This window comes from Stenotrophomonas bentonitica (genome assembly GCF_013185915.1).
Lineage (GTDB): Bacteria > Pseudomonadota > Gammaproteobacteria > Xanthomonadales > Xanthomonadaceae > Stenotrophomonas > Stenotrophomonas bentonitica.
The window spans coordinates 296,479-315,665 of record NZ_JAAZUH010000004.1 but is presented as its reverse complement, the minus strand read 5'-3'; the positions used below and the strand labels follow the sequence as shown (position 1 = coordinate 315,665).

Here is a 19,187-nt window from a genome sequence, read left to right as displayed (position 1 = left end):
CCCCCATTGTGACACCAGCCCGGTAGTGCCGGCCGCTGGCCGGCTCCTGGTGTTGCCGGCGGTACGTGGAGCCGGCCAGCGGCCGGCACTACCATGAACGTTTACAGGAGGCCTGCACATGCAGATCCGCAGCGAGCGTCCCGGCGACGCCAACGCGATCCACGCCCTCACCCGCGACGCGTTCGAACACGCCCCGCACAGCAGCCACACCGAACAGCACATCGTCGACGCGCTGCGCGATGCCGGCGCGCTGGCGGTGTCGCTGGTGGCGGAAGACGCGGGCAGCATCGTCGGGCACGTGGCGCTTTCACCGGTGCAGCTGAGCGATGGCAGCGAAGGCTGGTATGGGCTGGGGCCGATCTCGGTGGCGCCGGAGAGGCAGGGGCAGGGAGTGGGCGCGGCATTGATGCAGGCGGCGATGGAGGCGCTTGAGGCAATGGGCGCGGCCGGGTGCGTGTTATTGGGCGACCCCACGTACTACGGCCGTTTCGGCTTCCACGCAGAGCCGCGCCTGCGTCTGGCCGGGGTGCCTGCGGAGTACTTCCAGGCGCGGTTGCTGCGGGGCGAGTGGCCGGATGCGGAGGTCACCTACCACGCGTCCTTCAGCGCGTAGTGCCGGCCGCCGGCCGGCTCCTCGTGGTGCCGGGTGTCGCCTGGAGCCGGCCAGCGGCCGGCACTACGGTCCTGGACTGCGCCAACATGCTGCGTTGCACCATCGCGCGTGAACGTCGGCGATCTCGCCTTAAACAGCTCCTACCGGTACCCTGATGGCCTGATCCAGCAGTTGCGCAGTGACCTGTCGCGCGCGATTCCCAGGCAACCGCCGCCGGCTCTGGCCGGGACGGCACTACCCACGAGTTACGCATCACCATGAGCGAAGAGACCACTGCCCTGCCCCCGCGTGAAGCCATGGAGTTCGACGTGGTTGTCGTCGGGGCCGGCCCGGCCGGCCTGGCCACCGCGATCCGCCTGCGCCAGCGCGCCATCGAAGCCGGCCGCGAGCTGTCGGTATGCGTGCTGGAAAAGGGCTCCGAACCCGGCGCCCACATCCTGTCCGGCGCGATCATGGACACCCGTGCGCTGACCGAACTGTTCCCGGACTGGGCCGAACGCGGCGCGCCGCTGAAGCAGAAGGTCACCCGCGACGAGTTCCTGTTCCTGTCCGAAGACGGCGCGCGCAGCACCCCGCATGCGCTGCTGCCGGAGTGCTTCCACAACGAAGGCAACTACATCATCAGCCTCGGCGAGGTCACCCGCTGGCTGGCGCAGCAGGCCGAAGCGCTGGAAGTGGCGATCTTCCCCGGTTTTGCCGCCGCCGAAGTGCTGTACGACGAAAACGGCGCGGTGATGGGCGTGGCCACCGGCGACATGGGCATCCGCAAGGACGGCTCGCACGGCCCCAATTTCGAACGCGGCATGGAACTGCACGCCAAGTACACGGTCTTCGCCGAAGGCTCGCGCGGCCACCTCGGCCGCCAGCTGATCGCCCGCTTCCAGCTGGACGCCGGCAAGGACCCGCAGGCCTACGGCATCGGCATCAAGGAACTGTGGCAGATCGATCCGGCCAAGCATGAACCGGGCCTGGTGGTGCACACCGCCGGCTGGCCGCTGGACAGCGACACCTACGGCGGCTCGTTCCTGTACCACGCCGACGGCGGCAAGGTCGCAGTGGGCTTCGTGGTCGGGCTGGACTACCGCAACCCGTGGATGAGCCCGTTCGAGGAGTTCCAGCGCTTCAAGACGCACCCGTCCATCCGCAAGCACCTGGAAGGCGGCAAGCGCATCGGCTACGGCGCACGTGCGATCACCGCCGGTGGCCTGCTGTCGCTGCCCAAGACCGTGTTCCCGGGCGGCGCGCTGGTCGGCTGCGAAGCCGGTTACCTCAACGCCAGCCGCATCAAGGGCAGCCACGCCGCGATCAAGACCGGCATGCTCGCCGCCGACGCCGCGTTCGATGCGCTGGTTGCAGATCGCCAGCGCGACGAACTCAGCGCCTACCCGGCCGCGTTCGAAAGCAGCTGGTTGAACGATGAGCTGAAGCAGTCGAAGAACTTCAAGCAGTGGTTCAAGAAGGGCCGCAACGTCGCGACCCTGATGACCGGCATCGAACAGTGGCTGCTGCCCAAGCTGGGCATCCGCAACCCGCCGTGGACCCTGCGCCACAGCACGCCGGACCACGCGTGCCTGGAGCCGGCGTCGCAGCACACGAAGATCGCCTACCCCAAGCCGGACAACGTGCTCACCTTCGACCGGCTGAGCTCGGTGTTCCTGAGCAGCACCAACCACGAAGAAGACCAGCCGTCGCACCTCACGCTGAAGGATGCCAGCGTGCCGGTGCGGATCAACCTGTCCGAATACGCCGGCCCGGAAGCGCGTTACTGCCCGGCCGGGGTGTACGAGTTCGTCGGTGGCAAAGGCCAGGAACAGCTGCAGATCAACGCGCAGAACTGCGTGCACTGCAAGACCTGCGACATCAAGGACCCGACCCAGAACATCGTGTGGGTCACCCCGCAGGGTGGCGGCGGCCCGAACTACTCGGGGATGTAACACGTCGATGCGGGTGCTGCTGGTCGGTCTGTTGGGGTGCTGCCTGCTGCTGGGCGCGTGCGCGCGCACCCCGGCCACGCCCGAGCAGCGCCACCAGCAGGACCTGCAGCGCGCGTTCGCGATCTGCGGTGGCTGCCACACGGTCAATGCCGGTGGCGTGCACCGTTTCGGGCCGAACCTGCATGGGGTGGTCGGGCGTCGCGCCGGCAGCGTGGGCAACTACCCGTATTCGCCGGCGATGCAGAAGGCCGACCTGGTCTGGACCGAGCAGACCCTGGACGCGTTCCTGCGGTCGCCGTCGGCCGTGGTGCCCGGATCACGGATGGTGAATTCCACGGTGGATCCGGAGCGGCGCAGGTTGGTCATCGAGTATCTGACGCAGCAGCGGTGATCACGCATTGCGTGGGACACGCATGGCGTGCCGCTACGCGTAGTGACACGCCATGCGTGTCAAGCGCCATGCGTGTCATGCACCAGGCGTGTCAAAGACTATCCAGATACTCCTGCAGCGCCCGTTCAAACGCATCAATCCCCCCGGCGCTCGCCGCAATCCCCTGCTCCGGAATCTGCTGCATCAACGCGCGCGCCTGCTCGGCCAGCGACTCGGCACCCAGCGTGCCGAGCCCGCCGACGATGCGGTGCAGGACTTCCACCGCCGTATTGACGTCATCCTGCGCGCGCGCTTCCTGGCCACGCTCCAGGTCATCGATCGTGGCCTGGCGCATGCTGTCGATCAGCACCGTCGCCACGTGCTCGGACCCGAACCGGCGCACGATCGCCGCACGCGTCGGCGGCGCCGCCGGTACCGCCGCCGCCAGCGGCAGCTCCGGTTCCGGCGCGGCATCGCCTTCGTCGGAGGGCAGCCAGCGGCGCAATGCCTGGCGCAACGTCGCCAGCGCCACTGGCTTGGCCAACAGGTCGTCCATGCCCGCTTCGCGGCAGCGCTGCACGTCTTCCACCAGCGCGCTGGCGGTCAGCGCCAGCACCGGCATGCGCTGGCCGCTGCCGCGTTCGCGCTCGCGGATGTGCCGGGTCAGCGTGTAGCCGTCCATCACCGGCATGCGGCAATCGGTGATCACCAGGTCGAAGTGCGCCTCATCCAGCAGCGCCAGCGCCGCCTCGCCATCCACCGCCACCTCGTGCTGCAGGCCCAGCTGCTGCAGGCGCCAGCGCATCAGCGCCTGGTTGGTGGGGTGGTCTTCCACCACCAGCACGCGCCGCCGCGCCTGGCCCGCCGGCAGCGGCTCCACCTCGCCGCCGGCGCGCTGGTCATCGCGCGCCACCGCGTCGGCCGGCACCAGCGGCAGGCTCACCACCACGTCCACGCGGGTGCCCTTGCCCGGTTCGCTCTGCATCTCCAGCTTCCCGCGCATCAGCCCCACCAGCCGCTGGCAGATGCTCAGGCCAAGCCCGGTGCCGCCGTAATGACGGGTAATGGCCACATCGGCCTGCGCGAACGGCTTGAACAGCCGCTCGCGCTGCTCCGCTGAAATGCCGATGCCGGTGTCGATCACCGCCAGGCGCAGGGTCTGCGCGATGTCGTCGGCGCGCTCCACCGACAGCACGATGCTGACCGACCCTTCGTTGGTGAACTTGATCGCATTGCTGAGCAGGTTGAACACGATCTGGCGCAGGCGCATGCCGTCGCCCAGGTGCTGCGGAGCCACCGCCGGGTCGACCTCCAGGCTCAGCGACAAGCCTTTGCTGGAGGCCTGTGGCGACAACAGCTGCTGCACGTTGTCCAGCAACGTGCGCAGCGCCACAGGCTGTGGTTCCAGCGGCAGCGCACCAGCTTCGATGCGCGAATAGTCGAGGATGTCGTCCAGGATCTGCCGCAGCATCTGCGCCGAGTCTTCGATCACGCTGATGATGCGCCGCTGTTCGCCGTCCAGCCCGGTGTGCGAGAGCGCCTCCACCATGCCCAGCACCCCGCTCATCGGCGTGCGGATCTCGTGGCTCATGGTGGCCAGGAAATTCGACTTGGCCGCCGTGGCGCGTTCGGCATCGGACTTGGCCGCCGCCAATGCGTCGGCCTGTGCGCGCGCTTCGGTCACGTCCACCCAGTACCCGCTCCACAGCACCGCGCCGTCGGCGGCCGCATACGGCAGCGCGCGCGTGCGCACCCAGCGCACCACCCCGTGCGGACTGGTGCGGAACTCCAGGTCCAGTGCGGAGAAGTCACGCGCGGCTTCGATCAGCGCCGCGTGCACCGCCTCGCGGTCGCGCGGGTCGATCTTGTCGGCCAGGCGGGTTTCATCGGCAATGACCTCCTGGGTACTCACCCCGAACATCGATTGCAGGTCGCCGGTGATGTACGGGAAGGTGACCCGGCCGTCGCTGTCGCGGCGTGCCTGGTAGACGATCGCCGGCAGGTTGTCGGTCACTTCCACCAGCCGCTGTTCCAATCGCCGCCGCATGCTCACTTCGCGGCGCAGGCGCCAGTAGCCCCACCCATGCACCACAATGCCGGTGAGCAGCACCAGCGACAGCGGTACTGCCCAGCGCGCCACCGAACGCCAGTCCAGCCCGGTGCGGTATTCGGCCAGCAGCCAGTCGCCACGGATCGCCGCCTGTTCGCGTGGGGTGATGTTGGCCAGCACGCGGTCGAAGGTGGTGGCCAGCGGCGCGTACTGGCGTTTCACCGCCAGCGAGAGCTGATCGCTGAAACCGGCCGGCGCCGCCACATGCAGCTTGGCCGGGTATACCTCGCGCACCACCCGGTCGACCATCGCGAGGTTACCGACATAGGCGTCGGCATCCCCGTTGGCCAATCGCGACAATGCCTGGTCCACGCTGCGCGCCGGCACGATCCGCGCCTTGGGGGCGTACTGCAGGATGTAACCGCGCAGGCGCTCGGGATCCGAAAGCAGGATGCTGCGCCCGTCCAGGTCGCCCAGGCCCAGCACCGAGCGGCTGTTGTTGGGGGTGACGATCACGTTGGGCACGCTGATGAAGGGTTGGCTGAACACCCAGTCGTCGCCCAGGTAATGGGCGTCGTTGGGCATGCCCATCACCACGTCCACATCGCCCCGGCGCATCTGTTCGCGCACCTCGAACCAGTCGTGCGCCGGCACCCGGTTCAACTGCGCGCCCACCATGCGCAGCTGGCGCAGGTAGTCGCCGGCCACGCCGCTGGGCTCGCCGGCCGCGTCGATGAACGACAGCGGCGCACCGGTGGGCGCATAGCCCATGCGCAGCGGCGTGGCCAGCACCCTGCGCTCGGCTTCGCCGAGGATCAGGCGCGACTGCGAGGACCACTGCAGCGGCGGCAGCCAGCGCTTGTACAGGGCTTCGCGCTGGGCTGCGGTAACCGTGGAAAGGGCGCTGTCCAGCGCTTCGGCCAGCGGCTGGCGCGCGTTGGGTACCCCGAAGTGCAGCCGCTCGGGCGGCAGGTCGCTGGGCCGCAGCAGGGCAATTCCGTCGATCCCATCCTGCCGGATCAGGGTGCTGGCCACGTGCGCGTTGCCGATGTACACGTCGGCATCGCCCCTGGCCACCATGGACAGGGCCGCCCGGGTATTGGCCGCGGTCACCTGTTGGGCGGCCGGGAAGCGGGCCCGGACCGAGCCGCTGGTCAGGAATTCCTGCTCGGTCACCACCCGCAGCCCGGCCAGGTCGGGGTCGGTCGAGGTACGGGTGTCGCCGACCCGGCCGACCAGCGCCAGCGGGGCGTCGGCATAGGACCCCGTGTAAACCATGCAGCGGGTCCGGTCGGGGGTCAGGGTGATGTTCATCACCACGTCGACCTCCCCCCGGCATGCCGCATCCAGCACGGCGGCCCAGTCCCGGTATACCCGCACCTTCACCTGCACACCCAGCTGCCGGGTCAACAGCATCAGGTAGTCATAGCCAAGCCCGTCGGGTCGGCCGTTCTGCATCATTTCGAATGGTGGCCATCCGCTGTTGTACAAGCCCAAAAGGATGGTAGGGTTCCGTTCGATCCAGTCGGCCTGGCGCGGTGAGAGCGAAGGGGCAGGAGCAGGCGCCGCGACGGCGACCGCACCGCCCAGCGCCCAACCCAGCCACAGCACGACCAGCCAGCGAACAAGCGAGGTACGCATGCTGTCTGTTCTCCCAGGAGTGATCCGCCCACGCGACGTGCCCCGTTGGGGCCGCTGCCTTCAAGGCAATACTAGTCCATGACCCTGCGCATAATCATCGCTGACGACCACCAGGTGGTTCGGCTCGGCGCCAGATCGGTAATCGAATCCAGCGGCGTGGGCACCGTAGTCGCGGAAGCCGCCACCGTGGAGGAACTGTTTGCCGCGCTGGCCGAGCACGAGTGCGACCTGCTGATCACCGATTACTCGATGCCGACCTCCGACAAGGCTGACGGAATTGGCATGATCGAGAAGATCCGGCGCCTCTATCCCGACCTGCGCGTGCTGCAGATGAGCGTGACCGAGAACATCGCGATCCTGCGCATGGTTGCCCAGAGCGGCGTACTCGGTCTGTTCGACAAAGGCTCGCTGGTGGACGAGTTGCCGCTGGCGATCCAGGCGGTGTCGCGCGGCCAGCCGTATGTCAGCCGCAAGCTCCGCGAAGTCATCGACCGGGTCGGCACCCAAGCCATCGGCGACGACCGCACGCGCGTGCTGTCGCCACGCGAAGTGGAAGTGCTGCGCCTGCTCAGCAGTGGCCTCACCGTCAAGGCGATCGCGCAGAAGCTGCACAAGAGCATGAGCACCATCAGCCGCCAGAAGGGCGATGCCATGCTCAAGCTCGGACTGCGCAGCGATGCGGAACTGTTCGACTTCATGCGCGACAACAAGCTCTAGGCGATTGCTCAACGCGTGATGCACGACCACCACCACGTACAGGGCCTGGACAACGACCAGGTAGCCGCCGACTGGCCCGCGATCAATGACACCGAACTGGCGTGGCTGCGCGGGCACTACCCTGCGCTGGAAGGCGCGTGCGAGGTGCTCTGGCACAGCCCACGACCGTTTTCCGCCGCGGCGCTGGTGCAGTGTGGCGCGCAGCGTTGCTTCCTCAAACGCCACCACGCCAGCGTGCGCACCGCCGCACTGCTGGGCGAAGAACATCGCTTCATCGCGCACCTGGCCGCTGCCGGGCTGCCGGTGGTGCAGGTGCTGCACACGCACGACGGCGCCAGTGCGCTCGAACGCGACAGCTGGACCTACGAACTGCATGCGCAGGGCGACGGCCACGACCTGTATCGCGACACGCCGTCGTGGACACCGCCGCACGACCCCGCGCATGCGCACGCGGCCGGCGCCATGCTGGCGCGCCTGCACCTGGCGGCCAGTGAATACCATGCACCCCAGCGCAGCACCCACCTGCTGGTGGCGCGCGACGACCTGATCCGCGCACGCGATCCGCTGGCAGTGCTGCGCAGTGAACTGCCGACCCGGCCGGCGCTGGCCGATTACCTTTCGCGGCAGCCGTGGGAACACGACCTGCAGCGCGCCGTGCTGCCGTGGCATACGGCGCTCGGCGAGCACCTGCAGCACGAGCCGGTGCTGTGGGGCCACAACGACTGGCATGTCTCCAACCTGCTCTGGCACGGCCACGGTCCAGACGCGACGGTGGCCACCGTGTTCGACTTCGGCCTGGCCTCCCCGGCCAGCGCGCTGTTCGACCTGGCCACCGCGATCGAACGCAACGCCGTAGCCTGGCTGGACGACGCGGGCGGCGGCCCGGTCGCCCACGCGGAGATCGCCCTGGCTTTGCTGGCCGGCTACCGCCAGGTACGCCCGCTGTCCGCCGCCCAGGTGCACCTGCTGGCCGACCTGCTGCCGCTGGTGCATTTCGACTTTGCCTTGTCGGAAGTCGAGTATTTCCAAGGGGTTACCGGCTCCCCAGCGAACGCTGACGTGGCCTACCACACCTTCCTGCTCGGCCATGCCGACTGGTTCTCCAGCGACGCCGGATGGGCCCTGCTGGACACCCTGCACGCCGCCGCCTGAACCGCCGGGCTCGCCACGGCGGCCGATTGGTGTGAAAATGACCACCGAAGCGGGGGTGCCTGGATCTGCCAGGCTGAGAGAGTCCCTTGGAACCTGATCCGGTTTGCACCGGCGTAGGGAGCTTTGAGCAGCAGGCGCACCCCCGTTCCGGGCCGGTGCGCGCGCGTGCCTTCGCTTCGTCTCCTCTGGCTGATGACGAATCGAATGAACCGCTGCTACCGCCTCACGCTGCTGACCGCCGCCCTCTGCGCCGCCCTGCCCCTGCATGCCGCCGAACGGTCGCCCACCGACCTGGCCGGCGTGCGCGTGCAGGCCAACAAACCGGCCGCGACCACCGCGCCGGGCAGCAGCTTCGGCAATGCCGACTGGAAGAACACCCCGGCCTCGGTCAACGTGCTGGACCGTGCGCTGCTGGACCAGCTGCAGGTGCGCACGCTGTCTGAAGTGGCGCGGCACGATGCCTCGCTGGGCGACAGCTACGCACCGGTGGGCTACTACCAGAACATCGCCATCCGCGGTTTCGCGCTGGACCCGGCCACCGGCTACCGCTTCAACGGCCTGTCCATCGCCGGCGAACAGCGCCTGGCGCTGGAGAACGTGCAGCAGGTGGAGATCCTCAAGGGCGAGGCCGGCCTGGCCGCCGGCGTGATGGCGCCGGGCGGCATCATCAACTACGTGGGCAAGCGCCCGGCCGAGGTGCGCAACGTCACCCTCGCCACCGACCAGGAAGGCTCGCGCTATGTCGCCGCCGACGTTGGCACCTGGATCACCCCGCGCTTCGGCGTGCGGGTGAATGCCGCCTGGGACGACACCGCCTCCTACATCGACCACGCCGATGGCCGCCGCAACTTCTATTCGGTGGCGGCCGACTGGCTGATCGGCGAGCGCGGCAAGCTGGAGCTGGACGCCAACTACCAGACCAGCGCACAGCGTTCGGCCAGCGGCTACCAGCTGCTCGGCGGCAGCGTGCTGCCGCGTGGCGTGGACCGCAGCCGCATGCTCGGCCACCAGCCGTGGCAGCAGCCGGTCGGCATCGCCAGCACCAACATCACTGCACTGCATACCTATGATTTCACGCCGGACTGGCAGTCGCGCGTGGCGGTCGGCCACAGCCGTTCGGTGATCGACGACAACGTCGCCTTCGCCTATGGCTGCTACTACGCCGCCGGGTGTGCGGATGGCAGCGTGCCGGGCAACTACTTCGCCCCCAATGGCGATTACGACATCTACGACTACCGCAGCCCCGACGACACCCGCGTCAACGACGAAGCACGCGGCGAACTGCGCGGCCGCTTCGCCACCGGTTCGGTGCGGCATGAACTCTCGCTCGGGCTGAGCGCGTTCCACCGCACCGTGGACAAGCGCCAGAACGTAAACGAGTACGTGGGCACCGCCAACATCGCCGACGCGCAGGTGCCGGTGTTCGACCCCTCGCCGCTGCAGCCGGGCCCGTCCGCACGGCGCCTGGACAGCTGGCAGCGCGCGGTGTTCGCACTGGACCGCATGCACTTCGGCGACAACTGGCAGTGGCTGGCCGGTGGCCGCTACGTGCGCCTGGACGAGCGTGCCTACGACAAGCGTGGCGTTCCGGAGCGGCACAGCCGCATGTCGCAGTTCCTGCCGCAGACCGCGCTGATCTGGCAGGCCAGCGAGCGCGTCAACGTGTACGCCAGCTATGTGGAAGGCCTCTCGCTGGGCCAGGAAGCGCCGTTCTGGACCAGCAACGGCAGCACCTTCCTGCCGGCCCTGCAGTCGCGCCAGCGCGAAGTGGGCATCAAGTACGCCGCGGCCGACGGCCTGATGCTGGGTGCGGCAGTGTTCCGCATCAGCCAGCCGTTCCAGTACGCCAAGCCGGACGACAGCGAAGCGGGCTTCACCTTCGTACAGGAAGGCACCCAGGCCCACACCGGGCTGGAACTCACCGCCAACGGGCAGGTCACCGAACGGCTTACCGTGAATGCCAGCGCCAGCCTGCTGCAGGCGCGCGCACGCGATGCCGGCACCGCGTACTACGACGGCCAGCAGCTGGTGAACGTGCCCAAGGTGCGCACCGCCGTGCACGTGGACTACGCCCTGCCCTTCGTTGAAGGGTTGGCGGTGAGTGGCGGCTGGCGTTACGCCTCGTCCAATGCCGCCACCGTGGACGGCAGCGTGAAGGCGCCTTCCTATTCCGTATTCGACGCCGGCGTACGCTTCCAGCATCAGCTGCGCGAGCACCCCGTTACCTGGAGCCTATCGGTGGACAACCTGTTCGACCGCTTCTACTGGCGCGACACCGGCAGCACCGCCGGCGACTACTACCTGTTCCCGGGTGCACCGCGCCAGGCGCGCCTGTCGGTCACGTTCGGGCTATGAGCGCGGCCGTGCTCGAATGGTCGGCGGTGGTGGCCAGCCTGCTCGGCGTCTGGCTGATGGCCGGGCGGCGCATGCTGGCCTGGCCGGTGGGGCTGGTCGCGGTGGGCCTGTACGCCACGGTGTTCATCGAAGCGCGCCTGTATTCGGACAGCCTGCTGCAGGTCGCCTTCGGTGGCTTCCTGCTGTACGGCTGGCTGAGCTGGCACCGGCATGCCGAACAGGACGGCGCGATCGTGATCGTGCCGCTGCCGCGCGCGCAGCTGCTGCGCGACCTGGGCGTGGGCGTGCTGTTCGGCATCGCGCTGGGCTTTGCCATGCACACCTGGACCGACGCCGCGCTGCCCTGGCTGGACGCCATGCTGGCCGCGCTGAGCCTGGTGGCGCAGTGGTGGCAGGCACGCCGCCACGTGGCCACCTGGTGGCTGTGGATCGTGGTCGATGTTGTCTACGTGGGCATGTACCTGGTGAAGTCGCTGGATGTCACCGCCGGCCTGTACCTGGTGTTCATCGGGCTGGCCGTGATGGGGCTGCGCGCCTGGACCGCCGCCAGCCATGAAGGCGCGGAACTGAAACCGCGCTAGCCTTGGCGGCATGAACCAGACCCCTGAACTGCTGCGCCGGCTGCTGCGGGCCAAGGACCACATGGACCGCGCCCCGCACGAGGCGTGGCCGGTGGCGCGGCTGGCGCAGGTCAGTGCGGTGTCGGAGGCGTACTTCGCGCGGCAGTTCCGGCAGGCGTTCGGGCTGCCGCCGCACCGCTACCTGCTCACCCGGCGCATCGAACGCGCGGTGGCGCTGTGCCGCGACAGCGACCTGCCGATCACCGAGATCGCGCTGCAGACCGGCTGGAGCAGCCTGGGCACCTTCGGACGGATCTTCCGCGACATCACCGGGCAGAGCCCCGGCGAGCTGCGCGCCAGCCTGCTGCCGGGCACTGCCGCGCAGGCTCCGGAGTGCATTGCCCGCGCCGCCAGCCGGCCGGATCTCAATACCTCAGTTTCGGAGAAGCGCTCGGGCGGCGGGGGGCGTAAAAAGGAACCACCCACAACACCGGAGGTTCCATGAAGCAGGGCATTGAAGTGGTAGGCGTGTATGTGCGCGACCAGGAAGAAGCATTGGCGTTCTATGTGGGCAAGCTGGGTTTCAGCGTCCACACCGACGCCGGCAACGGCGACTACCGCTGGCTGACCGTGCAGCACCCGGACCAGCCGGGCTTCCAGCTGGGCCTGTTCCGCCCGGGCCCGCCGGTGCATGACGCGGCTACGGCGCAGGCGTTGAATGCGCTGGTGGCCAAGGGTGCGATGCCGCCGCTGGTGATGACCGTGGACGACTGCAAGGCCACCTACGAGCGCTGGTCTGCGGCCGGGGTGGAGTTCAACCAGGAGCCGGCCGAGCGCTACGGCACGGTGGACGCGGGGTTCCGCGATCCGTCCGGCAATGGGTGGAAGTTGATCCAGCGCGCGGGGCGGTAAGCCCGGCGGCATGGCGGCCGACTGTTGCGGCCGCATCGGTTGGGGCTGCGTGGGACACGCATGGCGTGTCGCTACGTGGGTGACGAACATGTTCGCCGACCCGCGTCGGCACGCTGCGTAGTGACACGCCATGTGTGTCCTCGCGGTGCCGATCGAAACCATTGCACCACACCGACCGCGGATTACGCGGTCTTGTGCGTGGACTTGTGGCGGAACTTCTTGGACATCCATTCGCCCAGGTCGTCCATCACGGTGAACGCGGCCGGGATCACGATCAGGCTGAGCAGCGTGGAGGTGATCAACCCGCCGATCACCGCAATCGCCATCGGTGCGCGGAAGCTCGAATCGCCTGCGAAACCCAACGCGATCGGCATCATGCCCGCGCCCATGGCGAGGGTGGTCATGATGATCGGCTGCGCACGCTTGCGGCACGCATCAATCAGCGCGTCATGCTGGCTCATGCCCTGCTCGTCTTCGGCCATTACCGCGTAGTCCACCAGCAGGATCGAGTTCTTGGTGGCAATACCAATCAGCATCAGCAACCCGATCAACGCCGGCAGCGAGAGCATGTTCTGGGTGATCAACAGCGCACCGAACGCACCGCCGGCGCACAGCGGTACCGCCGCCAGGATGGTCACCGGCATCAGCGCGTGGTTGAACAGCAGCAACAGCACCATGTAGATGCAGATCAACCCTGCCGCCATCGCCAGCATGAAACCGATGAACAGCTCCACGAACACTTCGGCATCGCCGGTGTTGAGGAAGGTCACGCCCGGCGGCAACTGCTTCACGCTGGGCAGCGCCTGCACTTCGGTCATCACATCGCCCAGCGGACGGCCGTTGAGCTCGGCAGTGAGGGTCACGTTGCGCTGGCGCTGGTAGCGCGAGATCTGCGACGGGCCACTGCCCTGGCGGATCTCGGCCACCGCCGCCAACGGCACCGGGCCATCGCGGCCGGGCACGCGCAGCTGCCCGATCAGCGCCGGGTTGGCGAGGTCGGCTTCAGCGAAGCCCACCCGGATCGGCACCTGGCGATCCGGCAGGTTGAGCTTGGCCAGGCGCTGTTCGTAGTCACCGGCCGTGGCGATGCGCGCGGCTTCTGCGATGTCCTGCGTGGCCACGCCCAGGTCCGCCGCTCGCGCGGCATTCGGCACGATCTGCAGTTCCGGGCGCAGCAGCGAGGCGGTGGAGGTCACGCTGCCCAGTCCCTGGATGCTGCGCAGGTCGCGCTCCAGTGCGGTGGAGGCCTCCTGCAGGCGCTGCGGGTCGTCGCCGGAGAGCACCAGCTGCAGGAGGTTGCCCGGCTCGGAACTCACGTAGCTCACGCGCACGCCGGGCAGGTTGGCCAGGCGCTCGCGCGCGTCGCGTTCCAACGCGCGCTGGTCGCGGTCGCGGTCATCGGCCACGCCCCAGTCGAGGATCAGGGTGGCCTTGCGCGGCTCGCCCACGCCGGTAGCGCTGGGGTCGCCCAGGTCGAGCACTGCGCCCACGGCGGTGTAGACCTGCTTCAGCTCGGGCATGTCCTTGAGCAGCGCGCGGGCGCGCTCGGCCACGTCCACGGTTTCCTGCAGACGGGTGCCCGGCGGCAGTTCAAGGTTGAGATTGCTTCGACCCAGATCGGACTGCGGAATGAAGGTGGCCGGGATCAGCGGCACCAGCGCCAGCGAGGCCACGAACAGACCGGTAGCGAGCCACAGCGTGCGGCCACGGTAACGGAGCGCCCTGTCCACCCAGCCCAGGTACCAGGTCATCAACTTCGATTCGGGCTTCTCCTCGCCATGCGGCTTGAGCAGGTACGCCGCCATCATCGGGGTGAGCAGGCGCGCCACCAGCAGCGAGAACAGCACCGCCGTCGCCGCGGTCCAACCGAATTCGCGGAAGAACTTGCCGGCAATGCCGGGCATGAACGCCACCGGCACGAACACCGCCGCCAGGGTCAGCGAGGTGGCGATCACGGCATTGCCGATCTCGCCGGCCGCTTCACGCGCCGCTTCCAGCGGTGGCTTGCCCATGCGCAGGTGGCGCACGATGTTTTCGATTTCCACGATGGCATCGTCGACCAGGATGCCGACCACCACCGACAACGCCAGCAGGGTGATGATGTTCAGCGTGAAGCCGAAGAAGTACATCACCGCAAACGTGGGAATGATCGACAGCGGCAGTGCCAGTGCGGAGACCCAGGTCGCGCGCCAGTCGCGCAGGAACAGCCACACCACCAGCAGCGCCAGCAGCGCGCCTTCCCACAGCATCGTCATCGACGAATCGTAGGAGCGGTGCGTTTCATCGATGGCGGTGGTGACCAGCCGGAAGTCGATGCCCGGTTGTTCGGCCTTGATCTTGTCCAGCGCCGCATGCACGCCGGCTTCCACCTTCACTTCGCTGGAGCCGCGCGTACGCGACATCGAGAACGCCACCACCTTCTCGCCATCCAGCAGCGCGGCTTCGGTGGGATCGGCTGCGGCATCGGTGATCGTGGCCAGCGTCGACAGGCGCACCGCGCGGCCATCCGGCAGCGCAATGGAGTAGTCGCGCAGCTGCTGCGCGTCGCCTACCGTACCCAGCGTGCGGATGGTCTGCTGCGCGCCTTCGATCTCGGCCTTGCCACCGGCACGCTCGACCTGGATGCGCGCCAGCTGCTGCGAGACGTCGCCGGCGGTGATGCCCATCGCGATCAACGCGTTCGGGTCCAGGTCCACGCGTACCTGGCGCTGCACGCCGCCGACGCGGGTGACCCGCGCCACGCCCGGCACGCCGTACATCGCGCGCGAAATGTCGCGGTCGACGAACCAGCTGGCTTCGTCCGGCGTCATATGCGGCGCGACCAGCGCATAGGTCATCAGCGAGCCGCCGATGTCCACCTTGGAAATCACCGGTTCCTGGATGTCCTGCGGCAGGTCGGTGCGGATGCGGGTGACCGCGTCACGGGTATCGTCCAGCGCGGTGGCCAGGTCCGCCTCGAGCTGGAACTCGATCGTGGTGGTGCTCACGCCTTCGCTGACCGAGGAGATCACGCGCTTGACGTTGTTCACCGTGGCGACCGAGTCCTCCACCTTGCGGGTGACTTCCGCTTCCAGCTGGCTGGGCGAAGCGCCCGGCTGGGTCACGGTGACCGTGGTCATCGGGAAGGCGATGTCCGGGAAGCGCGCCACCGGCAGCTGGTAGAAGCCCCACAGGCCGGCCACGCACAACACGAAGAAGATCAGCAGCGCAGGCAACGGGCGCTTGATCGCCCAGGCAGAAATGTTCATTTGGCGGTTGCCTTGGCATCAGCCACCACGCGCACGCGGTCGCCCTCGCCGAGGAACCCGGCGCCTTCCACCACCACGCGGTCGCCCGCCTTCAGCCCGTCCAGGATCGCAGTGCGGCCCTGCACGGCCTGGCCGGTGCGCACGCGCAGGCGCGCGGCCTGCTGCTTGTCGTTCACGGTGAATACGTAGCTGTGGCCATCACGCTGCACGATCGCCGCGGTGGGCACGGTCAGCGCCGGGCCTTCGCCGATGACGACGCGGCCTTCCACGTACACGCCCGGCTTGAGCGTACCCGGCTCGGGCAGGTCGGCAAAGATCGTACCGGTGCGGGTCTGCGCGTCCACGCCCGGGGTGACCGCGCGGATGCGGCCGGTGACCACGGCATCGGCGTACGGCAGCTCCACCGTATTGCCCACGGCCACGCCGGTGAGCTGGTCTTCGGGCAGCTCGGCACGCCATTCCAGGCGGCCGTCGCGGATCAGGCGCAGCAGCTCGGTCCCGGCCGAGACCACCTGGCCGGGCTGCACCAGGCGCTTGGAGATCAGGCCATCGGCCGGCGCGCGCAGGTCGGCGAAGTCACGGCGCAGCTGCGCCGCGTCGCGCGAGGCACGGGCGGTGGCGGTCTGCGCTTCGGCATTGATGCGGTTGGCGCGCAGCTCGTCCAGGCTGCTTTCGCTGATCAGCTTCTGCGCGGCCAGCTTCTCGCTACGCTGGTAGTTCAGCCGCGCCAGTTCCTGCGCTGCCTGCGCCTGCTTCAACGAGGCATCGGCCTGGGCCAGCTCACTGTCCAGCGTGCGGTGGTCCAGCTGCAGCAGCACCTGGCCCTTCTTCACCCACTGGCCGACGTCCACCGGCAATGCGGTCACGCGCTGGCCGCTGATTTCCACGCCCAGCTGCATTTCCTCATAGGCGGTGACCGGGCCGGACACCAGCACCGTGCGCGCCATGGTCTGCTGCTGCACCGTGGCCAGCGACACCGGCAGCGCGGAGCTGGCCGCAGCGTCGGCGGCAGCCTTGTCGTCTTTGTTGCCGCAGGCGGCGAGCATGGCTGCCACCAGCAGGAGGGAAGTGCAGCGGAAAAGTGAGGCGCGCATCAGTGAGCTTCCGTGTCGGAGCAGCGGTAGTAAGGAAAAATGGGATTCAGGCGGCGCTGGCCAGGCGCTGTTCAATGCCGTCCAGCAGCAGGCCCAGGCCCTGTTCGAAGCGCGTGTCGAAGTCGACCTCGCTCCAGACCTCGCGCGCGCTCCAGCAGTGCGGGAAGCGCGCCTCGGCCAGCGCCATGAAGGACTCACCGAGCGCCTCCATGCTGCCGTCGCCGGGCCAGGACTGTTCTTCAATCACAAAGCCCATCGTGTAGTACACCAGGTCCATCGGCGCGGTCGCGGCCAGGCGGACAGACGCCCCGGCACCGACCAGGGCGGCGATGCTGGTTTCGCCAACCCGCAGCACGTTTTCAGTGGCGAGGAAGGTGCCGGCATACACCCGCGCGCCATCGCGGCGGGCCTTGAACGCGGTGCGGAACTCGCGCGCGATCTGCAGCAGGGTCTGCCGCCAGGGCTGGCCTTCGGGGATGTTGCGGGCCACGTCCACGATCATCGCGTCGGCCATGGCGTCCACCAGCGCCTGCTTGCTCTTGAAATGCCAGTACAGCGAGGGCGCCCGGATGCCGAGGGTGCAGGCCACCTTGCGCAGGGTCACGCCCTCCATGCCGGCTTCGTCCAGAAGCTTGAAGGCGGCCGCGACGATGTTGTCCCGGGCGATGGGCTGGCGCACTGGGCGTGGTTACCTAACGTTGTTAGGGGGCGAATCTAACAGTGTTAGGTTGGGGGATGCAACAGGGGCCAAGGTTGACGTCGGTTCGCCGCGCACTGCACGCTCGCCTTCACCTGAATGGAACAGGTTTCGAAGGACGCGCACATGGAAAGGTACCTACGCTCATGAAACGACCAGCGTCCGCCATCGTCGGAATCGCCCTCGCCATGGTCCTCACCGGTTGCGGATACAAGACCGAGACCGGCACCGGCCTGCTCACCGAGTTCGAATACCTTGGTTGCGCAGGCGACTGGAACGAAACCATCTACGACCCGGAAGTGACAGTGAGCGGCACCCCCGGCGCTGCCACCTTCCTGGTCCGCAATCCCGCTGGCTGCGGCTACGACCAAGGCAGCAACGGCAAGGCCAGGGTGGACGGCAACACGCTGAAGCTGGACTACACCCTGAGCAGCAGCGGCGGCGACATGGCGGCATGCATCTGCGAGTACCGCGCGCGATTTCTGATCTCCGGTCTACCGGCAGACGTAACCAAGGTTCGCGTCAACGGTGACAAAGCCAGGCTGAAGGGCGACCTGATCCGGACAAGCGAAGCCCCACCCCGGTAGGGTCGCTCCCCAGACGACGACGTGCATGGATGCACTAGTGGCGCGTTCGCAGGATGCGAAGGAGCGCCCTGCCGATAACGATCATCGAAGCCGGGAGGCATGACCCTGACCGGGTTCGCGCTCTTCTCCGTCGAAGGCTCAAGCGTTCGCCGCGCTGATCATCGCTATCGGCGGTCGTCTCTCGACCGACCCTACCGTTGACTGCATCGCCCGAGAGCAATCGATTTTATTGATTGCACCGACTACCACGGCACAAACAATCGCGAACTCCATCCCAGATTTGGTCACCACAACAGGTCGATCGCGTCGTGCATTGAGTGTGCCTACCGAAACTCGCAAATCGATGAATAAAATCAACTTCTCCCCTCCTACCGCGAGGTGCAAGGTGACCACAAGGAGCGTGGAAACTCCGACTAGCAGCAGAATGATGGACGTCCCATGGTCGGGAGGGTGGCTAATACAACACCCTCACTGGGGAAATACGCCCGCCGCATGCTGCTAGTCGGTTTCCAACCTCCCGACCGCCTCGCCATCCCGGCGAGGCGTGATCCTTACAGGAGGTCCATCATGCAAAGGCACTGGGAAGAAGCACCCTCTTTCGATCGCACGCCGCGCCCACCCCGGCCGGAGACCGAACACAGCTGCAACGGCACCGCGAAGTCCTGCTCGCCACCGTCGGAGTTCGAGGACGAAGTCACCATCCCGTTCCTGAAACTGCGCGGCCGCTGGCTGCGCGACATGGGATTCAACGCGGGCGCCAAGCTGAAGATCGACGCCCAGGACGGCGTCATCACCCTCACCGTCCTGGACCACCCCAAGCTGCCGCGTCCGGGCGTACCGCGAACGCTGGAACGCCAGATCCACCACACCATGGTGGAAGCAGACCGCCTGCCCATCTGTCCCAACGGGAGCCTGATGTGAATCTCGAAGGCATCCTGTACGCAGTCAACCGGCGCGTCGCGATCAAGGTGGAGCTGAGCCCGGTAGTGCTCTATCAGTTCCGCCTGGCGGCATGGCGGTTGAACCAGAACCCCTCCCTGCTGTTGAGGCAGATGATCAGCAGCTACATCTCGATGGCGGATAACCCCAAGTCCATCGACCTCAGCGTTACGACCGGGCCGTGAAAGCGTGCCAGCAGACGGAACGGCATTAAGGCTGTCTCCTGGTGCGTGACCTCTGTGGGTTGCATGGGCACCAATCCACAGAGGCCCAAGCGTGCAGGGCGACCGTCACGCAGCGTCAACGGTTTCCGCTTAC

Annotated in this window: 16 protein-coding genes and 1 riboswitch; of the genes, 12 read left to right on the top strand and 4 right to left on the bottom strand. The window is 67.8% G+C overall.

From position 1 onward, the window contains the following. Positions 1 to 112 precede the first annotated feature (112 nt). The 3 genes from HGB51_RS19190 to HGB51_RS19180 all read left to right on the top strand — a co-directional run bounded on the left by HGB51_RS19190 (position 113) and on the right by HGB51_RS19180 (position 2,938). Positions 113 to 613 (top strand): GNAT family N-acetyltransferase, encoded by a 501-nt coding sequence (locus HGB51_RS19190; protein ID WP_070208680.1) that lies wholly within the window; start codon positions 113 to 115, stop codon positions 611 to 613. A 257-nt stretch (positions 614 to 870) separates the two neighbouring features. After that, on the top strand, positions 871 to 2,547 hold the full coding sequence (locus HGB51_RS19185; RefSeq protein WP_070209549.1) for an electron transfer flavoprotein-ubiquinone oxidoreductase: 1,677 nt from the start codon (positions 871 to 873) through the stop codon (positions 2,545 to 2,547). A 7-nt stretch (positions 2,548 to 2,554) separates the two neighbouring features. Continuing rightward, a complete protein-coding gene (locus tag HGB51_RS19180) occupies positions 2,555 to 2,938 on the top strand; it encodes a c-type cytochrome (RefSeq protein WP_070209550.1) in 384 nt (127 codons plus the stop codon). A gap of 91 nt (positions 2,939 to 3,029) precedes the next feature. Here HGB51_RS19180 and HGB51_RS19175 read toward each other — a convergent pair whose 3' ends face one another. Beyond that, positions 3,030 to 6,608 carry an ATP-binding protein gene (locus HGB51_RS19175; protein ID WP_070209551.1) on the bottom strand — a complete coding sequence of 1,193 codons (3,579 nt, stop codon included), beginning with the start codon at positions 6,606 to 6,608 and terminating at the stop codon, positions 3,030 to 3,032. Between the two features lie 78 nt (positions 6,609 to 6,686). Here HGB51_RS19175 and HGB51_RS19170 point away from each other — a divergent pair, with 78 nt between their 5' ends. The 6 genes from HGB51_RS19170 (at position 6,687) to HGB51_RS19145 (ending at position 12,304) form a co-directional block, all read left to right on the top strand. Then, positions 6,687 to 7,325 carry a response regulator gene (locus HGB51_RS19170; RefSeq protein WP_171966931.1) on the top strand — a complete coding sequence of 213 codons (639 nt, stop codon included), beginning with the start codon at positions 6,687 to 6,689 and terminating at the stop codon, positions 7,323 to 7,325. A 15-nt stretch (positions 7,326 to 7,340) separates the two neighbouring features. Continuing rightward, a complete protein-coding gene (locus HGB51_RS19165) occupies positions 7,341 to 8,477 on the top strand; it encodes a phosphotransferase enzyme family protein (protein ID WP_425505395.1) in 1,137 nt (378 codons plus the stop codon). Positions 8,478 to 8,518: 41 nt separating this feature from the next. After that, a riboswitch (TPP riboswitch) is annotated at positions 8,519 to 8,614 on the top strand. A gap of 67 nt (positions 8,615 to 8,681) precedes the next feature. Further along, entirely contained in the window at positions 8,682 to 10,832 is a 2,151-nt protein-coding gene (locus HGB51_RS19160) for a TonB-dependent receptor (RefSeq protein ID WP_070209231.1), read from the top strand. Next, positions 10,829 to 11,413 carry a nicotinamide riboside transporter PnuC gene (gene pnuC, locus HGB51_RS19155; protein WP_171966930.1) on the top strand — a complete coding sequence of 195 codons (585 nt, stop codon included), beginning with the start codon at positions 10,829 to 10,831 and terminating at the stop codon, positions 11,411 to 11,413. Before HGB51_RS19160 ends, pnuC begins: the two co-directional genes overlap by 4 nt. 10 nt (positions 11,414 to 11,423) lie before the next feature. Then, positions 11,424 to 11,897 carry a helix-turn-helix transcriptional regulator gene (locus HGB51_RS19150; protein WP_070209232.1) on the top strand — a complete coding sequence of 158 codons (474 nt, stop codon included), beginning with the start codon at positions 11,424 to 11,426 and terminating at the stop codon, positions 11,895 to 11,897. Next, positions 11,894 to 12,304, top strand: coding sequence for a VOC family protein (locus HGB51_RS19145; protein ID WP_070209233.1), 411 nt, complete (start codon positions 11,894 to 11,896; stop codon positions 12,302 to 12,304). Before HGB51_RS19150 ends, HGB51_RS19145 begins: the two co-directional genes overlap by 4 nt. Before the next feature lie 182 nt (positions 12,305 to 12,486). On the opposite strand, the gene HGB51_RS19140 is transcribed toward HGB51_RS19145, so the two are convergent. From HGB51_RS19140 to HGB51_RS19130, 3 genes are read right to left on the bottom strand one after another with little or no spacing between them, the layout of a single operon-like run. After that, entirely contained in the window at positions 12,487 to 15,552 is a 3,066-nt protein-coding gene (locus HGB51_RS19140) for an efflux RND transporter permease subunit (protein WP_070209234.1), read from the bottom strand. Then, entirely contained in the window at positions 15,549 to 16,646 is a 1,098-nt protein-coding gene (locus tag HGB51_RS19135; RefSeq protein WP_070209235.1) for an efflux RND transporter periplasmic adaptor subunit, read from the bottom strand. The genes HGB51_RS19140 and HGB51_RS19135 overlap by 4 nt, the downstream gene beginning before the upstream one ends. Before the next feature lie 46 nt (positions 16,647 to 16,692). After that, a complete protein-coding gene (locus HGB51_RS19130) occupies positions 16,693 to 17,325 on the bottom strand; it encodes a TetR/AcrR family transcriptional regulator C-terminal domain-containing protein (RefSeq protein ID WP_084739086.1) in 633 nt (210 codons plus the stop codon). A gap of 164 nt (positions 17,326 to 17,489) precedes the next feature. On the opposite strand from HGB51_RS19130, the gene HGB51_RS19125 reads away from it, so the two are divergent. The 3 genes from HGB51_RS19125 (at position 17,490) to HGB51_RS19115 (ending at position 19,054) form a co-directional block, all read left to right on the top strand. Then, positions 17,490 to 17,930, top strand: a complete 441-nt coding sequence (locus HGB51_RS19125) for a hypothetical protein (RefSeq protein ID WP_141739219.1) — start codon at positions 17,490 to 17,492, stop codon at positions 17,928 to 17,930. A gap of 567 nt (positions 17,931 to 18,497) precedes the next feature. After that, the gene (locus HGB51_RS19120; RefSeq protein WP_070209237.1) at positions 18,498 to 18,851 is read left to right on the top strand and encodes a SymE family type I addiction module toxin; all 354 of its coding nucleotides are present in this window, start codon (positions 18,498 to 18,500) and stop codon (positions 18,849 to 18,851) included. Beyond that, the gene (locus HGB51_RS19115; protein WP_070209238.1) at positions 18,848 to 19,054 is read left to right on the top strand and encodes a hypothetical protein; all 207 of its coding nucleotides are present in this window, start codon (positions 18,848 to 18,850) and stop codon (positions 19,052 to 19,054) included. Before HGB51_RS19120 ends, HGB51_RS19115 begins: the two co-directional genes overlap by 4 nt. Positions 19,055 to 19,187 lie beyond the last annotated feature (133 nt).

Bases quoted from the DNA above. Each gene is read 5' to 3' on its own strand.
- HGB51_RS19135 (WP_070209235.1), bottom strand. From the start codon at position 16,646: ATGCGCGCCTCACTTTTCCGCTGCACTTCCCTCCTGCTGGTGGCAGCC.
- HGB51_RS19185 (WP_070209549.1), top strand. From the start codon at position 871: ATGAGCGAAGAGACCACTGCCCTGCCCCCGCGTGAAGCCATGGAGTTC.
- HGB51_RS19175 (WP_070209551.1), bottom strand. From the start codon at position 6,608: ATGCGTACCTCGCTTGTTCGCTGGCTGGTCGTGCTGTGGCTGGGTTGG.
- HGB51_RS19160 (WP_070209231.1), top strand. From the start codon at position 8,682: ATGAACCGCTGCTACCGCCTCACGCTGCTGACCGCCGCCCTCTGCGCC.
- HGB51_RS19180 (WP_070209550.1), top strand. From the start codon at position 2,555: ATGCGGGTGCTGCTGGTCGGTCTGTTGGGGTGCTGCCTGCTGCTGGGC.
- HGB51_RS19125 (WP_141739219.1), top strand. From the start codon at position 17,490: ATGAAACGACCAGCGTCCGCCATCGTCGGAATCGCCCTCGCCATGGTC.
- HGB51_RS19170 (WP_171966931.1), top strand. From the start codon at position 6,687: ATGACCCTGCGCATAATCATCGCTGACGACCACCAGGTGGTTCGGCTC.
- HGB51_RS19120 (WP_070209237.1), top strand. From the start codon at position 18,498: ATGCAAAGGCACTGGGAAGAAGCACCCTCTTTCGATCGCACGCCGCGC.
- HGB51_RS19150 (WP_070209232.1), top strand. From the start codon at position 11,424: ATGAACCAGACCCCTGAACTGCTGCGCCGGCTGCTGCGGGCCAAGGAC.
- HGB51_RS19140 (WP_070209234.1), bottom strand. From the start codon at position 15,552: ATGAACATTTCTGCCTGGGCGATCAAGCGCCCGTTGCCTGCGCTGCTG.
- pnuC (WP_171966930.1), top strand. From the start codon at position 10,829: ATGAGCGCGGCCGTGCTCGAATGGTCGGCGGTGGTGGCCAGCCTGCTC.
- HGB51_RS19145 (WP_070209233.1), top strand. From the start codon at position 11,894: ATGAAGCAGGGCATTGAAGTGGTAGGCGTGTATGTGCGCGACCAGGAA.